Raw genomic sequence first — 21,023 nt, forward strand, 5'->3', positions numbered from 1 at the left:
CGCGGAGGCTGTAGGCGAGGCCGAGGATCTAATCGCCCGCGCGTACCCGTCGCGCGCCCATGGGACTGGGCGGATGGACGACGACGGGGACACTCATGTTTCCCGCGTCGGCCGGAGCAGCACCCACCGCACCGGGAGGACCACCGGCCGGACACCGATCGTGAGCGGCGGCCAGGACGGACCCAGCACCCCGTACCTGCGAACCGGGGCCACCGCACCCTCGCACCAGGCAGACCGTGACCGCACGGAACGCAAGGAACCCGGGCCCCTCGCCCGATCACCCTCGGCCCGACCGCCCCGTCCCCGCACCCAGCGCCGACCCGGGCCCCGAAGCGAGACCAGCACCCCCGCACGTACACGGACAGCGACGCGCGAACCATCGCAACCGCAGCTGCCGACGACGACCCAGCTTCAACCGTGTCACCCCATGACAGCCATGCCGACTCCCGGGCACGCCCACCACCCGGGCCCGTACGCACGCCGCGCACGGCACCGCGGGCCGCCTCACCACGACTCCCGTGCCGCCGTCCGCCACACCCTCCGCAGCACACGGCCGGCCTCGCAGGACCACGGGTCGTCGCCGTTGCACTGCCCGCAGGCACCGACGTGGGTGAGGAACCTGCCCCACGCCAACGCGTGGGCCGGGGACATCGGCGGCAGGCCGCTCCAGTCGTCGGCGCGGTACGACTGCGGACCGCCCGCCTGATCCGGGGCAGGAACCACCCCCGGCTCGTCGGCGCACCGCTCGTGGCGGTGCATCGTGACCCCCGGCCCCGACATCGAGTCACGGAACAGCCGCTCGTGCAACTCACCGGACCTGATGGGCTGATCACAACGGCAGCAGATCATCACCGTCACGACCGGCACCCCACCGCGACCGAATCCGACCCCGCCAACCGGGCCAGCGCCCGTAGCACGATCACCAGCCGCCGGTCCCCCAGTACCTCCACCTTCCAGAGCGGCACCAGCCTCGGGAACGCCGTCGCGAGGACGAGCGTCAGGAACGCGTCCTCACCCTCGTCCAGCACCAGCACACACCGGTACTGGGCCTCGAACCGCGGCCAGTCGCAGAACACGACGGCCTCGTTCTCCACGACCAGCAAGTCCCGCACATCCGCGCGCGCGAGTACGTCACCCTCCTCGATCAACGCGGCTACCGCCGCCCGTTCACCGATGTCACGGCCACGGACCCACTCGGTCAGGCGGTCACTCAGCAGGGATGGCTCTTCAGCACAGGCCAGACTCAAGCTGGCGGTCTCGTCCATGGGGCAAGACTGGTGTCACGCTCAGTGGTTGTACGATCCCTCAACGGTGATCTCACCGTGAGATCCAAAGTAATCTCCATCGGGAAGGAGACTCGCTGTGTCCATCGACGTTGGACCAGTGGGCCTGCCCACCTGGGCGTGGGAGCGAGCTGACGTGCGTCAGGCGCTGAGGGAACGAGACATCGGAGCCGTCTTCCGGTACGTACAGCGGTACTCCGGAGCCAGCCAAGGCCGCATCGCCACCGCTGTCGGCATGGCTCAGGGGCGTGTCAACGAGATCATCAATGGTCGCCGGGAAGTCAGCAGACTGGACGTCTACGAGCGGATCGCTGATGGGCTGAGCATGCCCGGCGACGCTCGACATCTACTGGGGCTTGCCGCCAGCCGTGCGCAGCACGTAGGTGGACCGGCCTTCGACCTGGCCGCGTTCCCCGAAGTGGTTCGGGTCTACGCGGCACAGCGTTCCGCTGCCGAAGAGATCCAGCAGATGGCACGCGAGGCGGCAGAATTGGATGTCCTCGCGGTTCGGGGTCTCGGACTGATCGGGCTGAACGACTCGCTCCTACGCTCGTGCCTGCCTCGGCAGCCCGGCAGTGAGGGCAAGCGCGTACGCGTTCTGCTTCTGGACCCGGACTCGACCGCGTTGGTCCAACGGGCTGCGGAGATCGGTGAGTCCACCGAGTCGCTGGCAGGTGGTGTGAAGCTGGCAGAATCCCGGCTCCGGGAGTTGGCGAGCGTGTGCGACATCAAGGTGTACCGGTACAAGACGCTCCCCACCTGGCGGGTCATCCGCGTCGATTCAACGATGTTCGTCAGCGTTTTCGATAGCGGCTGGGAAGGCCACGAATCCGCGATGTACAAGGTGGTGGAGACTCCGCACGGCCCCTTGTTCCGGGGTTTCCGACGCACGTTCGAAGTCATCATCGAGGGTGCTGAACGCACCGTTTGACAGAAGGAGAAAGAGTGATCGAGGCCGAACTCAAAGCGCGGGTGCACACGCCCGAGGCGGTGACGCAAGCTCTCGACGATCGAGCCGACGCACGTGTCGAGGTGTACAAGGACAGCTACTACGACCAGCCCGATGGGGAACTCAGCCGTGCAGGCAAGGAACTGCGGGTGCGCACCGTGCACGGCGCGCACGGCGCCCACACCTTCCTAACCTTCAAAGGCGCTTCCGTTGACGAGACATCGGGTTCAAAACCCGAGTACGAGACCCGGGTCGAAGACGCTGCGGCGGCCCACGCCATCGTGCGCGGACTCGGCCATGTACTGGTCATCGCCTTCGAAAAGCGGTGCCGCAACTACGCCTTCGAGGCGTGCGGACGTCACATGCTCGCAACTCTCGTCCGTGTGCCCGAGGTCGACGGCACGTTCCTGGAGATCGAGACGCTGGTGGAGGAACATGACGTATCGGCGGCCCTGGACGACATCCGCTCTGTTCTCGGCGATCTGGACATCGGTCCAGAGGATCTGACCCGGGACACCTACACGGACGCCGTCAGTGCTCAGCGTGCGACCTGACGTCTTCAACGTCACAGCGGCTCGGCTACGTCTGCGGGCCCGTACCGCAACGCACCCGGCGGCCCCCGGTTCGACCTGCTCCTCCTTCACCTCGACCGCCCCACCGGATAGCGGGAGCGACCACCCGCCACTCCCCAACTAGCCTACGAACAAAGGCAGTACAAGGCGTACAACCCTCACGCGCCCTGGGCAGTCCTCCCAGTACACCCCCCTCCTCGTCCACCGCCGTGTGCACCGGACGGCGCCTTACGTACCTGGGAGTCCACACCCCATGCGCAAGTCCCTTCGTCTCAGCCTCGCGACGGCCGCGGCCGTCGCGCTCAGCGGCGGGCTGCTGGCCATTCCGGCGGGTGCCGCTGGAGCGGCTCCGCAGGCCACGTTCCCCGACGACTTCAACGGTGACGGGTTCCGCGACTACGCCTCCGCCTCCACCAGCAGCCCCGGCGGCACGGTCCGCGTCGTCTTCGGTACGTCACGAGGAATCGGGGGCGCGTCCCAGCTCATCCACCAGGACAGCCCCGGTGTCCCCGGCGCCGACGAGGCGGGCGACCTGTTCGGCGAGGTCCGCACCGCCGCCGACTTCGACCGCGACGGGTACGGCGACCTCGCCGTCTCCGCCACCGGCGAGGACATCGGCGGCCGCGACCAGCGCGGTGCCGTCACCATCCTGTGGGGCTCCCCCTCCGGCCTCTCCGGCGGCACCTCCGTACCGTCCGCCGGGTACCAGGCGTGGAACCTGTTCGGCAGCGACCTCGCCACCGGTGACTTCGACGGGGACGGCGACACCGAACTCGCCGCCGTCGAGTCCTCCGACGCGTTCGTCTTCCAGGGCTCGTACTCCCGCGCCGCCATCGCCGTACGTCCCGTCCACGTCGACACCGGCCGCTACTACGCGGCCAACCTGATCGCGGGCAAGGTCACCAAGGACCGCGCCACCGACCTGGTGATCCTCGGCTCCATACCCGCGAACAGCCGGTTGACCGGACACGCCCGCTTCTACCGGGGCGGCGCCACGGGACTCGTCCAGGGCCGGACCATCCCGATCGACGTGGTCCAGGACGACATGGGCGAGGGGGTCGTCACGGACTTCGACAAGGACGGCTACGGCGACATCGCCATCGGCACGCCCGACACGAACGGCGAGAAGGGCTACGTCACCCTGTGGAGCGGAACGGGCAAGGGCGCGGGCTCCTACAAGCGGATCACGCAGGCCACGTCCGGTGTCGCCGGGTCCCCCGAGGCGGGTGACCACTTCGGCTCGTCCGTCGCGGTGGGCGACGTGAACGGGGACGGGAACCCGGACCTCGCGATCGGTGCCGGCGGCGAGAAGCTGAACGGCCGCGCCGACGCGGGCGCGGTGCACGTCCTGCGCGGGAGCAAGCTGGGGCTGTCCGGCAAGAACTCCCAGTACTTCAGCCGCGCGACGGCCGGAGTGCCCGGCTCGGTCACCCAGAACGAGGAGTTCGGCAAAGTGGTGCGGCTCCGGGACGTCAACGGCGACAGTCGCGCCGATCTGCATGTCACCGCCAACCAGGGCTCCTTGCGCCTGCTCGGCAGCCGCACGGGCGTCACGACCTCCGGCATCAGGGGGATCGCCACGTACGAGGTCACCGGCATCCTCCACTGACCGGGCCCCGCACCGACCCGTACCTGTGGCTCCACCCCGCCCCGCTCGCTCCCTGGGCGGGGCCTAACTCGTTGCGCCCACTACGACTCGCAACGGACGGGACCAGGTCGAGGGCCGGTTGTACCCTTCCCCCGGGACGGATCGGGTGTTCGGGTACGTGCCTTGTACGGAGGGGGTGCCAAGGGCGAACGCGGGGGTGCGATGCGACTAAAGGAAAACGGGCCGATCCGCTGAGAAACCCGCAGGTCAGGAAGTGTAGTCCCCGCACGCGCGGGGGTGGTCCCTCCTTCCGGAGGTCCACCCCGAACTGCTTCCAGTAGTCCCCGCACGCGCGGGGGTGGTCCCCCCTGGCAGCAGTGGCCGATGACGGCCGGTGGGTAGTCCCCGCACGCGCGGGGGTGGTCCCGATCACGAAGACGGAACGGGATGTACGTTCGTGTAGTCCCCGCACGCGCGGGGGTGGTCCCCTGGACAAGCGCGTCGACACCCGCGTGCGCGGGTAGTCCCCGCACGCGCGGGGGTGGTCCCGTCCACGTGATCTCTCCAAGGTGATCGTGGATGTAGTCCCCGCACGCGCGGGGGTGGTCCGTACACGTCCGCCGAGTGCGCCCGGATCTACGGGTAGTCCCCGCACGCGCGGGGGTGGTCCGCCGATGGCGACGCTCAAGAGCATCGACATCATGTAGTCCCCGCACGCGCGGGGGTGGTCCTGTGAGTGGCTGGGGGCCGCTGTTGCCGGACACGTAGTCCCCGCACGCGCGGGGGTGGTCCCTTCTGGGAGCGAGGGCGACGCACGTCCATCTAGTAGTCCCCGCACGCGCGGGGGTGGTCCCATGATCTCGCAGCCCGGGGCGGTAGGGGTGTGGTAGTCCCCGCACGCGCGGGGGTGGTCCCGGCGACTGCGGTCACCACGCCGACGGCATCACGTAGTCCCCGCACACGCGGGGATGTCCCAGTCCGCCAGTGGCTCAACAACCTCCGCAAACCGTGGTCCCCGCACCCACAGGGACAGCCCCAGGCGCACCGCCCCGCGAACGTTCACCATGGGGTGGGGAGCCGTGGGGAGCCGCACCCACAACGCCCCACCCCCCAACCCCCGCCCCCTACAAATGCGTAGGCGCGAACATCCTCAGTACCGCCGGGAGGACCACCACCGAAGGGCCGCTCTCCGCGAACGACTTCGTCAAGGTGGCGCCCAGGGTGTCCGGGGTCGCCAGGGTCGCGGGGACTCCGAAGGACTCCGCGAGGGCGACGAAGTCCGGGCGGGACAGTTCCGTGCCCGTGGCCTCGCCGAACGTGTCGGTCATGTACTCGCGGAGGATGCCGTAGCCGCCGTCGTCCACGATCAGCCACGTGACGTTCAGGTCGTACTGGCGGGCCGTCGCCAGCTCGGCGATCGAGTACATCGCGCCGCCGTCGCCGGACACCGCGAGGACCGGGCGGGACGGGTCCGCCGCCGCCGCGCCCAGCGCGGCGGGGAAACCGTAACCGAGGCCCCCGGCCCCCTGCGCGGAGTGCATCGTGTTGGGCCGCCGCGCGTCGAACGCGGACCACGCCCAGTACGCCAGGATCGTCATGTCCCAGAAGGACGGTGACGAGTCGGGCAGCGCCGCGCGGATCGTCGTCAGCAGCGACTGCTCCAGGTCGAGTTCCTGTCCGGCGATCCGCTCCCGTACCGCGCCGAGGACACCCCGTACCCGCTCGGCCGCGCCGGTGTCGCCCCGCTCCCGTACCGTCTCCAGCAGCGCGCCCAGCGCCAGGCGGGCGTCCGCGTGGATGCCCAGCGCGGGGTGGTTGGACTCCAGTTTGCCGAGGTCGGCCTCGATCTGGACGACCCGGCCCCGGGGGCGGAACGTGTGGTAGTTGGACGACAGTTCGCCGAGGCCGGAGCCGACGACCAGCAGGACGTCCGCGTCCTCCAGGAAGTCCGTGGTGTGACGGTCCTCCAGCCAGGACTGGAGCGACAGTTCATGGTCCCAGGGGAACGCGCCCTTGCCGCCGAACGTCGTCACGACCGGCGCGTCCAGCTTCTCCGCCAGCGCCCGCAGCTTGCCGGACGCGTCCGAGCGGACCACCCCGCCGCCCGCGATGATCACCGGGCGTTCGGCGCGCGACAGCAGATCGGCCGCCACCGCCGTCAGCTCGGGGCGCGGGAACACCTCGTCCGGGGTCGCGTCGAGGCCCGTCACCACGGGGATCGGCGTCTCGGCCAGCAGGACGTCCTGCGGGATCTCCACCCACACCGGACCGTGCGGCGCGGTCAGCGCCGACTGCCACGCCCGCGCGATCGCCGACGGGATCTGCGACGCGGTGCGTACCGTGTGGACGGACTTCACCACGTCCCGGAACGCGGCCTTCTGGTCGCGCAGCTCGTGCAGATAGCCGTGCCGGCCGCCGCCGAGGCCCGCCACCGGGATCTGGCTGGAGATCGCCAGCACGGGCGCCGACGCCGCCGCCGCCTCCTGGAGCGCGGCGAGCGAGGTGAGCGCGCCCGGCCCCGTCGACAGCAGCAGCGGGGCCGCCTCGCCGGTGACCCGGCCGTAGGCGTCCGCCGCGAAGCCCGCGTTGTTCTCCACGCGCAGGCCCACGTACCGCAGGTCGCTGCGGCGCAGCGCGTCGAACATGCCGAGCGCGTGCTGGCCCGGCAGCCCGAAGACGGTGGTCGCGCCGAGGCTCTGGAGCGTCTCCACGACGAGGTCGCCGCCGTTGCGTCCGGGCGGCGGGTTCAGCGCCGCCTCGGTCTGCGCGGCCGTCGGCAGCAGTTCGGGCCCGTGGTGGTCGTGCGTCACTTCAGCCGCTCCCTGGTCGTGGGGTGGGGGGTGAGGGGGGTGGAGGTGCGGCCCCTCGCGGAGGGGCCGCCTGGTGCGGGCCCGGTGTCGGGTACGCCGGGCCGGTGTGCGACAGGCCGGTGCGGACTGGCCGGTGCGGACTGGCCGGTGTGCGACTGGCCGGTATGCGACGGGTCAGCCCGTCGTGCGGCTCGCCGCGATCTGCCGCGCCATGATCGTCGTCAGCTCGTACGCCGTGTGGGACGCGGCGACCGCCGTGATCTCGGCGTGGTCGTACGCCGGGGCGACCTCGACCACGTCGGCCGAGACGAGGTTGCAGGAGGCCAGGCCGCGCAGGATCTCCAGGAGCTCGCGGGAGGTCATGCCGCCCGCCTCGGGGGTGCCGGTGCCGGGGGCGTGGGCCGGGTCGAGGCAGTCGATGTCGATGGAGATGTACAGCGGGCGGTCCCCGATGCGCTGGCGCAGCTGGTCCGCGACCTCGTCGGCGCCCCGGCGGTAGACGTCCGCCGAGGTGACGATGCCGAAGCCCATCTTCTCGTCGTCGGTGAGGTCCTGCTTGCCGTACAGCGGGCCGCGGATGCCGACGTGGGAGAGGGCGGAGGTGTCCAGGATGCCCTCCTCGACGGCCCGCCGGAACGGGGTGCCGTGCGTGTACTCGGCGCCGAAGTAGGTGTCCCAGGTGTCGAGGTGCGCGTCGAAGTGCAGCAGCGCTACCGGGCCGTGCTTCTTGGCGACGGAGCGCAGCAGCGGCAGCGCGATGGTGTGGTCGCCGCCGAGGGTCATCATCCGGGCGCCGCTGCCGAGCAGGTCGTCCGCGGCGGCCTCGATGGTCTCGACGGCCTCGTGGATGTTGAACGGGTTGGCCGCGATGTCACCGGCGTCCGCGACCTGTGCGAGGGCGAAGGGCGACGCGTCCTGCGCCGGGTTGTACGGGCGCAGCAGCCGGGACGCCTCACGGATCGCGTTGCCGCCGAAGCGGGCGCCGGGGCGGTAGGACACCCCGGTGTCGAAGGGGACGCCGACGACGGCCACGTCGGTGGTGCCCACCTGGTCGAGGCGGGGCAGCCGCGCGAAGGTGGCGGGGCCCGCGTACCGGGGGACGCGGGAGGAGTCCACGGGGCCGACGGGGCCGGCCGGGGTGCCCTGGGTGCCTGCGGCGGCGGGGGTGCCCTCGGCCGGGTTCTCGGTGGTGCTCATCGTCGGACTCCTCCTGGTGCGGTTCTGGCGGGCCGGCGGCTGCCGGGGTACGTCCGGGGTTTCCTCGCGTACGGGCACCCGCCGGGTGCTTGTGGCTTCAGTTGTCGCCGGGCGGCGGCGGGCGGACCGGGTGCCGTGCCGGGTGTACCCGGGCGGGGTACCGGTCCGCCCCCTGGTGCCGGGGTGTGCGGTGCGCCGGCCTGCGGGGACGGGCGCTCGGATGGTGCCGGTCGCTCGTGCTACCCGCTCGTGCTTCCAGTGTGGCCCACCGCGGACCGCTGCCCCTCCGCGGGCCCGGGAACCGCTGCGGGCCCGGGAACCACTGCGGCGCCCGGCTCGGGTGCGGCGCCCGGCTCGGGTGCGCGGCCCGCGACGCGCTCCCGCCAGGCGGCCAGCGTTTCCGGGTCGGTGGGCGGGGTCGCCAGCGAGACGGTGACGTAGACGGCGAGGGAGGCGAGCAGTCCGTACATGACGGGTTCGTTGGCGAGGATGCCGTAGTGCCACATCAGGCCGATGACGGCGGTCCCGCCGACGGCGACGGCGGCGAGGGCTCCGGATGCGGTGCCGCGCTTCCACAGGAGTCCGCCGAGGATGGGTACGAGCAGCCCGCCGACGAGGAGGTTGTAGGCGACGGTCAGCGCCTGCACGACGTCGTTCAGCGCGATGGCTATCGCGATCACGCCGACGCCCATGACGAGGATGAACAGCCGGTTCCCCTTGACCTCGTCGATCTCGTCGTCCCCTTGGGCGGACCCGTCCGGGCCGGGCGCGGGGCGGCCGACCGCTCCGCGCAGCCGCGACCAGATGTCGTTGTTGGCGACGGTCGCGCAGGCGATCAGCGCACCGGACGACGTGGACATCACAGCGGCGAGCGCGGCGGCCAGCACCAGCCCGCGCACGCCCATCGGCAGCTCCTCCTTGACGATGGTGGCGAAGGCGTCGTCGGCGGCGAGCTTCGGGTACAGCACCTTGGCGGCGGTGCCGATGACGGCTCCGGCGACGGCGTAGACGAGGCAGTACGTACCGGCGGCCATCCCGCCCCAGCGGGCCGTGGTGTCGCTGCGGGCGGTGAAGACGCGCTGCCAGATGTCCTGCCCGATGAGCATGCCGAAGGTGTAGATCAGCACATAGGTGAAGATCGTCTCGCCGCCGATGCCGAGCGGGTCGAAGTACTCGGTCGGCAGCTGGGCCTTCATCTCGCTGAAGCCGCCCGCCTTGATCACCGCGATCGGCAGGAGCAGCAGCAGGATGCCGACGGTCTTCACCACGAACTGGACCATGTCGGTGAGCGTGATCGACCACATCCCGCCGAGCGTGGAGTACGCGACGACGATGGAACCGCCGAGGATGATCGAGAGGGTGCGGTTCAGGTCGAACATGACGTCGAAGATGGTGGCGTAGGCGATGGTCGAGGTCACCGCGAGCATCAGGGTGTACGCCCACATGACGACCCCGGAGATCACCCCGGCCCGGCCGCCGTAGCGCAGGTCCAGCATCTCGGAGACGGTGTACACCTTCAGCCGGGCGATCCGCGCCGAGAAGAACACCGACAGGGCGAGCAGCCCGAGGCCGATGGTGAGGACCATCCAGGCGCCGGAGAGCCCGTACTGGTAGCCGAGGCCCACGCCGCCGATGGTGGAGGCGCCGCCGAGGACGATCGCGGCGATGGTGCCGGAGTACATGACGGGGCCGAGGCGGCGGCCCGCGACCAGGAAATCGCTCTTGGACTTGGCGCGGCGCATGCCCCACCAGCCCATGGCCAGCATGCCTGCCAGATAGACGGCGATCACTGCGTAGTCGACGGCCATACGGGGCCTCCTTCGCGCCTCGGCGGCGGTGCTGCGGGGGGACGGTGAGCGGGGTGCGGCGGTGAGCGGGTGCGGGGTGCGGCGGGGTGCGGCGGTGAGCGGGGTGCGGGTCGGGTCCGGTCGGGTCGGGCTCGCACGTCGCGGGGCGGGTCGGGGGGTGCGCGGGCGGGCCGCCGGTGACCGCGTCGCGAGGGACGGTGTCCGCCCCGGCCAGGGGCCGTCCGGACGCTGTCCGCCGTGACGCGGTCACCGGCAGGGACGACGATAGGTGGCCGGAAAGCAACGCTGAAGTGTACGTTTCATCCACTTCTCGCGACTTCGATGGAGGGAACGTCCACCCCGTGCCGCCCGACGAGCCGACCCCACGCCCTCCAGCCCCGCCGACCCAGTCCACTGCGCCGGCTCCCCCGCTCCCGTCGGACCCCGTGCCCGCCGCCGTCCCGCCCACCCCGCCCGTCCCGCTCACCGCACTGCTGGCGCGGGACGATCTGGGGCTGCGGCAGCTCGCCGGGCCCCGGGACGCGGCGACCGTGATCCTGTGGGCGCACACCTCCGAGATGTCCGACCCGTACCCGTATCTGCTGGGCGGCGAGCTGCTGCTCACGGCCGGGGCGCACACGGCGGAGGCGACGGACGGGGCGCGGAGCGGGCCGTACTGGGACGCCTATGTGTCCCGGGTCGTCGCGGCGGGCGGCGCGGCGGTCGGCTTCGGGCTCGCCCCGGTCCACGACACCGTCCCGTACGCNCGCGGCGGGCGGCGCGGCGGTCGGCTTCGGGCTCGCCCCGGTCCACGACACCGTCCCGTACGCGCTGATCGCGGCGTGCGACCGGTACGGGCTGCCGCTGATCGAGGTGCCGCCGCGCACCACGTTCTCCGGGGTGGCCCGCGCGGTGTTCGCGATCATGACGCGCATCCGGCACGCGGAGCTGCGCCGGGTGACGCGTGACCAGCAGGCCCTCGCCGCCGCGGCGGCCCGCCCCGACCCCGTACCGGCGGTCCTCGGGCAGCTCGCCCGGCGGCTCGGCGGCGGCTGGGCCGCGCTCGTGGGCCCGGACGGCGCGGTCGTCCGGGAGGCCGGTCCGGTACCGGGCGCGGGGGCGGCGGTCCGGGCGGCGGTCCGGGACGGGGTGCTGGAGCTGGCGGGCCGGGTGGGCGGCGGTCCGGCGGAGCCCGCGTCGGCGACGGACACCGTCGGCGGGGTGCCGCTCGCCGCGTACGCGCTGGGCGGCGGCCAGGGGTTCGCGCTCGGGGTGGCCGGGGAACGGCGGGAGCCCGGCGACCATACGGTCACCGGGGTCGCGGTGGTCCTGCTGTCGCTGCTGACCGGGGAGCACCAGGGCACCGCGCAGGCCGCCCGGTCGGCGGCGCTCGTACGGCTGCTGCTGGGCGCGGCGCCGGAGGAGGCGCTGGGACTGCTCGGGGGTGAGCGGTGGACCGTGGTCCACGCGCGGCCCGCGTCCGGACCGGCCGATCCGGTCGCCGCGGCGGCGTTCGGGGCGGCCCTCGGTTCGGCGCTGGTCGATCCGGGACGGGACACCGTACGGGTCCTGCTCCCCGACGCCCCGGAGGTGCCGCCGCAGCCGGGGTGGACGCTCGGGCTGAGCGCGCCGGGCGGCGACCTCGGCGCGGCCGACGCACAGGCGGCGCGTGCGCTGTCCCGCGCGCTGGCGGTCCGCGCGCCGCTGGTCCGGCACCGGGGTGACGGGGGCGGGCTGGCGTCCCTGGTCCCGGCCGCCGACGCCGACCGCCACGCACGGGCCCTGCTCGCCCCACTCCTTACGGCGCCCAACGGACCCGCGCTGACGGAGACCCTGCGCACCTGGCTCTCCCTGCACGGCGGCTGGGACCGTACGGCGGTGGCCCTCGACGTGCACCGCAACACGGTCCGCCAGCGCGTGGCCCGCTGCGCGGACCTCCTGGGCACGGACCTCGACGACCCGGACGTACGGATGGAGCTCTGGTTCGCGCTGAGCCGTGGGGGGCGGTCGGGCGGGGAGTGAGTTCGGGGGGAGGGCGGGGTGAGTGCGGGGTGGGGTGGGGGCAGCGGGGGGGGCGGGGGATCGGGTGCCGGGCGGGGGGCCGGAGGCCTCGGGTGCCGGGCGGGGGTGGGTGCGGAGCGCGAAGGCGGGCGCGGAGCTCGGGGGCGGGTGCAGCGCGTAGGGGCGGGCGCGGCGCGTGGGGGCGGGCGCGGCGCGTGGGGGCGGGCGCCGGGCACAGCCGGGCTCCGGGCATGGGGGCGGGGGGTGTGCGGCCATACTGGGCGGGCGGTGGGTGACCGGCCGCGCGGGAGGATCGGAGAGGCGCGGATGACGGGCGGCAAGGCGAAGGCGGTTCCCCGGCGGGACGCGGTACGCAACCGGGACACGCTGCTCGGCGCGGCCCGTTCGCTCTTCGCCGAGCAGGGGCTCGACGTACCGTTCGACGACATCGCCCGCCGGGCGGGGCTCGGCAACGCCACGCTGTACCGGCACTTCCCGAACCGCGCGGCGCTGATCGGGGCCGCGTTCGCGGGACTGCTCGACGCGACGGCGAAGGCGGCGCGGCGGGCGCGGCGCGAGGAGGACGCCTGGGGCGCCCTGCTCGGGTATCTGACCTCCGTCTACGCGGAACTGGCCGCCGACCGTGGCACCAACGACCTGATGACCACCGCGATCCCGGGCATCGAGGCGCTGGACGCGCTGCACGTGGAGCACCGCCGGACGGTCGCCTCGCTGATGGCGCGGGCGCAGGAACAGGGCGCGATGCGGACGGATGTGNCGCCGGACGGTCGCCTCGCTGATGGCGCGGGCGCAGGAACAGGGCGCGATGCGGACGGATGTGACGGTCGAGGATCTGCTGCTGTCCCTCGCCGCGCTGGGGCGTACGGTGCCCGCGCTGGCCCCGGTGCCGGGGGCGTGGCGGCGGCAACTGACGCTGTTCCTGGACGCGTTGCGGGCGCCGGGCGCGGGGGCGCTGCCCGGTCGGGCGCTCACCGAGCGGGAGCTGGTCGACGTGCTGCACGCGCTCGGCCCGCACCGCGCCCGCTGACCCGTCCGCCCTGCCCCGTCCCGCCCTTCACCCCGCTGTCCATTCACCCTTCCCTTCCCGGGGTCCCTTCCCGGGGTCCCTCCCCGGGCGGGACGGTGCGCCCGGTGGGCCGCTACGATCAGGATGACGAAGTGGGGAGCAGTCCCCACTTCACCTCGCTCCGCTGCCCTGCCGCTCTGTCGTTCTGCCGTCTGGAGGGAACCGCATGTCCGCAGCCGTCCCCCGCACCGCGCCCACCCTCGGGGAGCTCGCCCCCGCCGGGGTCGATCCCGTCCGCGACCCCGACGCCGTCCTCGCGCATCTGCGCCGTCTCGGCCCGGTCCACCGCGTCCATGTCCCAGGATCCGGTGACGCCTGGCTCGTCGTCGGCCGTGACGAGGCGCGTGCCGCGCTCACCGACCCCGCGCTCCGCAACGACATCCGGCACTCCGCGACGTGGTCCCACGACGGGGGCAACGCGCTGGGCCGCAACATGCTCCAGACCGATCCGCCCGACCACACCCGGCTGCGCTCGCTGGTGTCCCGGCACTTCACCCCGGCCCGGATCGCGGCACTGGAACCCCGCGTCCGCGAGATCGCCGAGGAGCTCGCCGCGGCGCTGCCCCGGCGCGGGACCGCCGACCTGGTGGCCGACTACGCGCTGCCGCTGCCGGTGGCCGTCATCGGTGAACTCCTCGGAGTGCCCGGGGAGGACCGCGCGGCGCTGCGGGACTGGTCGTACCAGTTGCTCACCCCCGACTCGGCGGAGGCCGCCGGGGCGGCCATGGGCGCGATGGGTACGTACTTCGCGGAGCTGCTGGCGCGGAAGCGGGAGCGGCCCGGGGACGATCTGCTCAGCGCGCTCGCCGCACCCGGCGGGGCGGCCGGGCCCGGGGACGCGTCCGGGGGTGGGGACGCGTTGACGGCCGACGAACTGCTCGGGATGTGCTTCCTGCTGCTGGTGGCCGGTCATGAGACGACCGTGCATCTGATCTCCGGGGCGCTGTACGCGCTGCTGTGCCGGCCCGGGGACCTCGCGGCGCTGCGGGCGGAGCCGTCCTCGGTGGGCCGGGTCGTCGAGGAGACGCTGCGGCTGCACGCGCCGGTCACCACCACGGCGTTCCGGTTCGCGGCGGAGGCCACGCGGATCGGGGGGACGGTGGTGGGGGCGGGGGACTCCGTGCTCGTGTCGCTCGCGGCGGTGGGGCGCGATCCGGGGCGGTTCGCGGAACCCGGGCGGTTCGATCCCGGGCGGTTCGGTCCCGGAGGGCCCGGGCGGGGGCATCTCGCGTTCGGGCACGGGGTGCATCACTGTCTGGGGGCGCCGCTGGCCCGGATGGAGGCGGGGGTCGCGCTCACGGTGCTCGCGGCTCGCCGCCCGACGGTTCGCCTTGCGGCGGGCCCCGGGACGCTGCGGTGGCGCGCGTCCGCGCTGACTCGCGGCCTTGCGGCGTTGCCGGTTCACGTGGGGTGACGTAACGGGGTCGAGCCCCCGTTACCCCGGGGTCTGTCCGGGTGGGCGCACTTGTTCCTGTGCCGTCGCTCGTGGATGCGCAGTTCCCCGCGGGTCGCCTTCGCTTGCGCTTCCCAGGTCCGTCCGGCTGGGCGCACCTTTCCCGTGCGGGTCGTTCGTGGGTGCGCAGTTCCCCGCGGGTCGCCTTCGCTTGCGCTTCCCAGGTCCGCCCGGCGGGGCGCACCTTTCCCGTGCAGGTCACTCGTGGGTGCGCAGTTCCCCGCGCCCCTGGGTACTCGGTACGTGGCCCACTTGTTCCTGTGCCGTCGCTCGGTGGTTTCGCGCAGTTCCCCGCGGGTCGCCTTCGCTTGCGCTTCCCAGGTCCGTCCGGCGGGACGCACTCCGTTCCTGTGCCGTCGCCCGGGGGTTTTGCGCAGTTCCCCGCGCCCCTTTGGGGCGCACCCTGTCGGTTCTTCGGGTCGGGGCCGGTCGGGATTCTCCGTCCTCGCTCCAACGCGCTCGGTCGGACATCCCCCTCGTCCCACTGAAGAGCATCGGAGTCTGCGGGCAGAGATTCCCGCCCACCCCCTCCCGCAGCCATGCGACTGCGGGAGGAGAGGAGTGCCCCTTCAGGGGCGCGGGGAACTGCGCAAAAGACGAGGGCGGACCCGCACCCGACGAACGACCGCAAGGGGGCAGCATCCAGGGGCGCGGGGAACTGCGCACAACCCACGAACGACGGCACAGGAACGAAGTGCGCCCAGCCGGACAGACCTCGGAAGCGCAAGCGAAGGCGGCCTGCGGGGAACTGCGCACCCACCGAACGACCTGTGCGGGAACAAGTACGCCCAGCACAGGAAACCCCGGGGGACGGGGAGTTCGGGGCGCCGGGAGGGTCAACTCGGGGTGAGGCCCGCCGCGTCGAGGAGGTATGCCGTCAGCGGGTCGTAGAACCGGGGGCTACGGACATGGTCGTCCAACGGCACCGTGACCTGCACCGTCCCCTCCGCCTCCGCAAGGAACAACGCCGGGTCGTTGCAGTCGGCGAACCCGACGGAGTCGACCCCCCGCTGCCCCGCACGGCCCGCCCACCCATGGTCCGCGACCACGAGATCGGGCGCCGCCAGCCCCGCCCGCTCCAGCCCGTCCAGCACCGCGTTCATCGGCTCGGGCGAATGCGTGTGCCACAGTGTCGCGCCCCGTTCCAGCATCGCCACGTCCGCGAACTGGAAGACGACACCCTCGTCGGCGTACAGCGCGTCCGGGACGACGACGATGTCGCACCCCGCGTCCCGCAACGCCCCCGCGGTGGCCCGGTGCACATCGAGCAGCCCCCCGGGATGCCCGGTCGCGAACAGCACCCGCTCCTTGCCGGCCGCGGCCTTCCGCAGCCGCGCCGCCATCCGCTCCAGCCCGGCGACGGTCAGCTCCGGGTCGATGGTGTCCTGCCCGAACCGGTGCTCCGGGTCGTCGTTCACCCCGCACCGCTCGGCCATCACCGCGAGCACGTCCTGCTCGTCGGTCCACCGGTCCCCCAGCTCCAGGCCCAGCCAGTAGTGCCGGTCGCCGTTGGCGAGCTTGCGGTAGTGGTCGAGATTGTTCTCGCGGGGGGTCGCCACGTCACCCGCGATGTGGGTGCGGATCAGATGGTCGACGAGCTCGGCGCGACTGGGTGTCCCGGATATCGGCATGCCCTCCATTCTGCCGTCGCCTCCCGCCCCCGCGGGCGGAGTACCGCCCGGTGGGACGCCCGTCACGATCACCCCGGCCCCCCGCCGGACGCCCCGAGCCGCACCCGGGCACGAAGTGCGACTTGAGACTTCCGGGGACAGGGACCCTGTGATTCCGGGCCTGTCCCCGCGCGAAGTCCCCAAAAGGAGTTGCATGAAACGATTGAAGGCACGCAAGGGGACCACCTTTGCTCGTGGCCGACCGTAGAAGGGGTGCAGCACATGAAGTTCGTCCTGGAAGTGGACATCCCCAGCTCAGGACCGTCCGAGACCACCGTCCGTGAACTGTCCCGCGTATTGCGCTACTGGGGCGGCAACCTGCACCACTACACCCTGGCGCCGGGCGTCGGCGAGACCGTGTACGACTCGGCGTACCAGCAGGTCGGACGCTGGACGATCACGGAGACACCGCCCGCCCCCTGAGAGCCGAACGGGCGCCGGATCAGCGCACCCGGATCAGCGGGGCACCGGATCAGCGGGGCACCCGTACCACGCCCTCCTGGATGACGGTGATCGCCAGCCGGCCGTCCTGGGTCCAGATCCGGGCCTGGCCCAGGCCACGGCCGCCCGCCGACGACGGGGACTCCTGGTCGTAGAGGAGCCATTCGTCCGCCCGGAACGGACGGTGGAACCACATCGCGTGGTCCAGCGAGGCACCCACGACATCACCGACGGCCCACCCGCCCCGGCCGTGCGCGAGGAGCACCGAGTCGAGGAGCGTCATGTCGGAGACGTAGGTGGCGAGGCAGACATGCAACAGGGGGTCGTCGGCGAGCTTGCCGTTGGTGCGGAACCAGACCTGGGAGCGCGGCTCGCGGGGCTCACCGAGCGTCGCGAACGGCGGCGCGTCGGCATAGCGGAGGTCGACGGCCCGGCGCGCCTCCGACATCCGGTCCGGGACCCCGGGCAGCAGCACACCGGCGTGCCGGGCGAGGGTCTCCTCCGCCGTCGGCAGGGTCTCCGGATCGGGTGCCGGCGGCATCACCGTCTGGTGTTCCAGGCCCTCCTCGTGGACCTGGAACGACGCCGAGAGATGGAAGATCGGCTGCCCGTGCTGCACGGCGACGACCCGCCGGGTGGTGAAGGAACGGCCGTCCCGGATGCGGTCGACGGTGTACACGATCGGCGCGCCCGGGTCCCCGGGCCGCAGGAAGTAGGAGTGCAGCGAGTGCGCGGTCCGGTCGGCGGGCACGGTGCGTCCCGCGGCGACCAGCGACTGGGCCGCGACCTGCCCGCCGAACACCCGCGGCACCACGGAGGAATGGGAATGCCCGCGGAAGATGTTCTCCTCGATCTTCTCCAGGTCCAGCAGATCGAGAAGGGAGGTAAGTGGTTGATCCATACAGTGAGTTTGGCAGAGAAATACCGTCACGCACCGGTTTTCCTGGCCCCGGCGACAGCGGTCGCATTCCCCGCATTCCCGCAATTCGCTCGACGGGAGAGGACGGGGCGGCACAAGGAAATAGAACCTCCGGCGGTTCATTTCCCGGGCATTCCCCAGGTGTCCGGAACTCACCTGGGGAGCAAGGGCCCGTCCGCCGCCGTCCGTCCGGGATCACCGATCGCCCGGACGGACACCGGCGGACGGCGGACCGTACCGGAGGGGGTTACAGCCCCATAGGGGGTTACAGCCCCATGTCCTTCGCGATGATCATCTTCATGACCTCGCTCGTGCCGCCGTAGATGCGGTTGACGCGGTTGTCCGCGTACAGGCGGGCGATCGGGTACTCGTTCATGAAGCCGTAGCCGCCGTGCAGCTGGAGGCAGCGGTCGATCACCCGGTGCGCCACCTCGGTGCAGAACAGCTTCGCGGACGCGGCCTCCGCGGCGGTCAGCTCACCCGCGTCGAGCGCCTCGATCGCCCGGTCCACGACGGCCTCGGCCGCGTCGACCTCGGCCTTGCACGCGGCCAGTTCGAACTTGGTGTTCTGGAAGGACGCGACCGTCTTGCCGAAGACCGTGCGCTCCTCGACGTAGTTCTGGGCGAAGCGGATGGCGGCCTTGGACTGCGCGTACGCGCCGACCGCGATACCGAGCCGCTCCTGGGGGAGGTTCTGCCCGAGGTACGAGAAGCCCTTGTTCTCCTCGCCGAGCAGGTCCTCCACGGGCACCTTGACGTCCGTGAAGGACAGTTCCGCGGTGTCGGAGACCTTCAGGCCCAGCTTGTCGAGCTTGCGGCCGACCGCGTACCCCTCGGACTTCGTGTCGACCACGAAGAGGGATATGCCGTGGCGGCGGTCCTCGGGGGTGGACGACGCGGTACGGGCGCAGACGATGACCCGGTCGGCGTGCACACCGCCGGTGATGAAGGTCTTGGCGCCGTTGAGGACGTAGTGCGTGCCGTCCTCGGAGAGCTTCGCGGTGGTCTGCATCCCCGCGAGGTCGGAGCCGGTGCCCGGCTCGGTCATGGCGATCGCGTACATGGTCCGGCCGGTGGCGAAGTCCGGCAGCCAGCGCTTCTTCTGGTCCTCGGTGCCGTACGCCTTGAGGTACGGCAGACACAGCAGGACATGGACACCGCTGCCGCCGAACGAGACCCCCGCGCGGGCGGTCTCCTCGGCCATGACGGCCTCGAACTTGAACGTCGACAGCCCGGCGCCGCCGTATTCCTCCGGCACCTCGATCCCGAAGACGCCCAGCTCACCGAGCTTGTCGTAGAACTCGCGCGGGGGCTGGCCGGCGGCGTACCACTCGTCGTAGACGGGGACGACCTCGGCCTCGATGAAGGCCCGGACGGTGTCCCGGAACGCCTCGTGGTCCTCGTTGTAGATGGTGCGGCGCACGGGTCTCCTTCGTCTGCGGCGAACGGCCCGGCCGCGGGCACGACACCGGCTGCGGGCACGACAATGGACTAAGCGCTTGCTCAGGTCTACATTACCCGCCGGTCACCTGGACCGTCCAGAGCGGCGGCGGCGCTGCGACCCATCCCACAGGGCCGCCCCGGCCGACGGGAGGCCCCGTCCCACAGGACCCGCCTCGACGCCAGAACCCACCTCGACCGGCAGGACGACCCCGTTCCGCAGGACCGCCCCGACCGACAGGACCGCCCCGACCGACAGGACGCCTTCATCCCAGGGCAGTCTCATCCCGGGGCAGCCTCATCCCCCAGGACGCGGACACGGCCCCGGAGGATGCGTCCCGGGGCGGAGGAGTCGGGGCAGGGCGGTCCGGGGCGCGTCCGGAACGGCGGCCCTCCGCGATACTCGGTCCCACCACGTCCAACAGAACCACCGGAGGCCCCCGTTGTCCGCGATTCACGACTTCGCCACCTGGGAACCCGTGGTACGGCTCCTGCGGGCCGGCGACACCAGGGGCTTCGCCGCCCCGGGCGGCCATATCGCCGGACGCGTCAGCCGGGGGAGCTGGAGCCTGCCCCTGAACCGGCGGCAGCCGCCGCCCGGGAGGGCGTACCAGATCGAGGACATGCGGGACGAGACGGACGCGGTGGAGCGGGTGCAGGGCGCGCTCAGGGACGCCGGATTCGACGACATCGCGTTCGTGGCGGAGATCGCGCCGTCCGGGCGGACGCTGCTGCGTCTCTTCGGGCCCGCTCCGGCCGCGGAGCCCGGTTTCGGCGGGGCGCACCCGGGTGCGCTCCTCCTGGTCGACGGTTCCGTCCCCGAGCCCTGGCGCCGCCTCCCGGACCCGGCGCCCGGGGCGACCGTGGCCCCGACGGCGGACCCCGCGCTGCTGGAGCGGACGCTGCGCGAGCGGATTCCCGGGGCCACCGGCGCGTCCGAGGCGGAGCTCGCCGCGGCGGAGGCGCGGCTCGGCGTCACACTGCCCGACGAGCTCCGCGCGCTCTACCGGGTGACGCGGGCCCGCTGGGAGGACTACGGCGACGACCACGAGGCGGCGGAGCGGGAGTCCGAGGCGGTCGGCTGCGAACTGCTCCCGCTCACGGAGGCGTACGTCGCCGACGCGGCGTCCCGTCACTTCGACTGGCCGACCGGGGCCATGGAGGCGGCCGTCACCCCGCCCGACGCCGCGGTGCAGGGGCTGGCCGGCTCACCCGGCTGGATCGTGTTCGGCGACAACGGCGGGGGCGACCGGATCGCCGTCGACCTGACACCCGGCCCCCAGGGACACACCGGGCAGATCATCATGATCAGCCATGAGGAGGACATGGGCGCCGGACTGCTCGCCGACTCCCTCACCGACCTGGTGCTGAAGGGGTACGGCGAGGGCCACCGCGGTCTCCGGGAGGACGGGCCGCCGGTCGTGGCCCGGGTCAACACCGGGGCACTGAAGAGCGTCGAGGCCGCGGCCCACCCCGGCCTGGAGGTGCTGTCCATCGGCGTATGGGAGGGCGAACCCCTCAGCCTCGCCCCGGTCGTCGGGCTCCCCCGGCTGCGGACCCTCACCGCCTACCCCGGTACGCTCGCCGACCCGCTGGAGATCGCCGGGCTGACCGGACTGGAGTTCCTGGAGCTGGGACCGGACGACTGGCGGGCCCTCCTCGACGCCGGCGCCGTTCCCCGTGGTCTGTCCGCCGCCGCGATCGAGGTACGCAACAGCGAGCACCCGTTCCCGGTCGTGACCCTCGCCAACGAACTCCTCGCCCTCTGGAACCGCCCCCTGATCACCGTCACCACCCTCGAAGCCGACCTCGGCCCCGCGTGACGG

General features: G+C 72.5%; 17 protein-coding genes, 1 pseudogene and 1 CRISPR repeat array. Of the genes and pseudogenes, 10 read left to right on the forward strand and 8 right to left on the reverse strand.

The window, feature by feature from the left end; genetic code table 11:
* Positions 1-504: 504 nt before the first annotated feature.
* Both AB852_RS32710 and AB852_RS32715 read right to left on the reverse strand, forming a co-directional pair.
* Entirely contained in the window at positions 505-858 is a 354-nt protein-coding gene (locus tag AB852_RS32710; protein WP_143201316.1) for a hypothetical protein, read from the reverse strand.
* On the reverse strand, positions 855-1,265 hold the full coding sequence (locus AB852_RS32715) for a hypothetical protein (protein WP_073793804.1): 411 nt from the start codon (positions 1,263-1,265) through the stop codon (positions 855-857). The genes AB852_RS32710 and AB852_RS32715 overlap by 4 nt, the downstream gene beginning before the upstream one ends.
* A 97-nt stretch (positions 1,266-1,362) precedes the next feature.
* On the opposite strand from AB852_RS32715, the gene AB852_RS32720 reads away from it, so the two are divergent.
* The 3 genes from AB852_RS32720 (at position 1,363) to AB852_RS32730 (ending at position 4,413) form a co-directional block, all read left to right on the forward strand.
* A complete protein-coding gene (locus AB852_RS32720) occupies positions 1,363-2,214 on the forward strand; it encodes a helix-turn-helix domain-containing protein (protein ID WP_073793805.1) in 852 nt (283 codons plus the stop codon).
* A gap of 14 nt (positions 2,215-2,228) precedes the next feature.
* On the forward strand, positions 2,229-2,786 hold the full coding sequence (cyaB, locus tag AB852_RS32725; protein WP_073793806.1) for a class IV adenylate cyclase: 558 nt from the start codon (positions 2,229-2,231) through the stop codon (positions 2,784-2,786).
* Positions 2,787-3,057: 271 nt separating this feature from the next.
* Positions 3,058-4,413 carry an FG-GAP and VCBS repeat-containing protein gene (locus AB852_RS32730; RefSeq protein ID WP_073793807.1) on the forward strand — a complete coding sequence of 452 codons (1,356 nt, stop codon included), beginning with the start codon at positions 3,058-3,060 and terminating at the stop codon, positions 4,411-4,413.
* A 255-nt stretch (positions 4,414-4,668) separates the two neighbouring features.
* Positions 4,669-5,368: a CRISPR direct-repeat array (repeat unit 29 nt; unit sequence GTAGTCCCCGCACGCGCGGGGGTGGTCCC).
* A gap of 148 nt (positions 5,369-5,516) precedes the next feature.
* Here the strand turns inward: AB852_RS32730 and AB852_RS32735 are convergent.
* The 3 genes from AB852_RS32735 to AB852_RS32745 form a co-directional block, all read right to left on the reverse strand.
* Entirely contained in the window at positions 5,517-7,202 is a 1,686-nt protein-coding gene (locus AB852_RS32735) for a thiamine pyrophosphate-binding protein (protein WP_073793808.1), read from the reverse strand.
* Between the two features lie 174 nt (positions 7,203-7,376).
* Positions 7,377-8,399, reverse strand: a complete 1,023-nt coding sequence (gene speB / locus AB852_RS32740) for an agmatinase (protein ID WP_245877000.1) — start codon at positions 8,397-8,399, stop codon at positions 7,377-7,379.
* A gap of 239 nt (positions 8,400-8,638) precedes the next feature.
* On the reverse strand, positions 8,639-10,207 hold the full coding sequence (locus AB852_RS32745) for a sodium:solute symporter family protein (RefSeq protein ID WP_073793809.1): 1,569 nt from the start codon (positions 10,205-10,207) through the stop codon (positions 8,639-8,641).
* A 425-nt stretch (positions 10,208-10,632) separates the two neighbouring features.
* Here AB852_RS32745 and AB852_RS41120 point away from each other — a divergent pair.
* From AB852_RS41120 to AB852_RS32760, 5 genes and pseudogenes are all read left to right on the forward strand, one after another.
* The coding region (locus AB852_RS41120) for a PucR family transcriptional regulator ligand-binding domain-containing protein (RefSeq protein ID WP_425444199.1) at positions 10,633-10,952 on the forward strand (320 nt) is incomplete at its 3' end.
* 158 nt (positions 10,953-11,110) lie between these two features.
* A complete protein-coding gene (locus AB852_RS32750) occupies positions 11,111-12,208 on the forward strand; it encodes a helix-turn-helix domain-containing protein (RefSeq protein ID WP_425444203.1) in 1,098 nt (365 codons plus the stop codon).
* 306 nt (positions 12,209-12,514) lie between these two features.
* Positions 12,515-12,964 (forward strand): TetR/AcrR family transcriptional regulator (locus tag AB852_RS41125; RefSeq protein ID WP_245877001.1); only part of this gene is annotated, 450 nt, incomplete at its 3' end.
* Position 12,965: 1 nt separating this feature from the next.
* Positions 12,966-13,235 (forward strand): annotated as a pseudogene (locus AB852_RS41130) (SbtR family transcriptional regulator); the annotation flags it as partial.
* 205 nt (positions 13,236-13,440) lie between these two features.
* Entirely contained in the window at positions 13,441-14,688 is a 1,248-nt protein-coding gene (locus tag AB852_RS32760) for a cytochrome P450 family protein (RefSeq protein WP_073793810.1), read from the forward strand.
* Between the two features lie 875 nt (positions 14,689-15,563).
* On the opposite strand, the gene AB852_RS32765 is transcribed toward AB852_RS32760, so the two are convergent.
* Positions 15,564-16,358, reverse strand: coding sequence for a phosphatase (locus AB852_RS32765; protein WP_073794381.1), 795 nt, complete (start codon positions 16,356-16,358; stop codon positions 15,564-15,566).
* Positions 16,359-16,619: 261 nt separating this feature from the next.
* Here AB852_RS32765 and AB852_RS32770 point away from each other — a divergent pair, with 261 nt between their 5' ends.
* Positions 16,620-16,820: a hypothetical protein gene (locus tag AB852_RS32770; RefSeq protein WP_073793811.1), complete on the forward strand. Its 201-nt coding sequence runs from the start codon at positions 16,620-16,622 to the stop codon at positions 16,818-16,820.
* Positions 16,821-16,869: 49 nt separating this feature from the next.
* Here AB852_RS32770 and tesB read toward each other — a convergent pair whose 3' ends face one another.
* Positions 16,870-17,739 carry an acyl-CoA thioesterase II gene (gene tesB, locus AB852_RS32775; protein WP_073793812.1) on the reverse strand — a complete coding sequence of 290 codons (870 nt, stop codon included), beginning with the start codon at positions 17,737-17,739 and terminating at the stop codon, positions 16,870-16,872.
* 283 nt (positions 17,740-18,022) lie between these two features.
* Positions 18,023-19,180 carry an acyl-CoA dehydrogenase family protein gene (locus tag AB852_RS32780; protein ID WP_073793813.1) on the reverse strand — a complete coding sequence of 386 codons (1,158 nt, stop codon included), beginning with the start codon at positions 19,178-19,180 and terminating at the stop codon, positions 18,023-18,025.
* 460 nt (positions 19,181-19,640) lie between these two features.
* Between AB852_RS32780 and AB852_RS32785 the strand changes: the two genes are divergently transcribed.
* Positions 19,641-21,020: an SMI1/KNR4 family protein gene (locus AB852_RS32785; RefSeq protein WP_073793814.1), complete on the forward strand. Its 1,380-nt coding sequence runs from the start codon at positions 19,641-19,643 to the stop codon at positions 21,018-21,020.
* Positions 21,021-21,023 lie beyond the last annotated feature (3 nt).

This window comes from Streptomyces uncialis (assembly GCF_001905345.1).
GTDB lineage: Bacteria > Actinomycetota > Actinomycetes > Streptomycetales > Streptomycetaceae > Streptomyces > Streptomyces uncialis.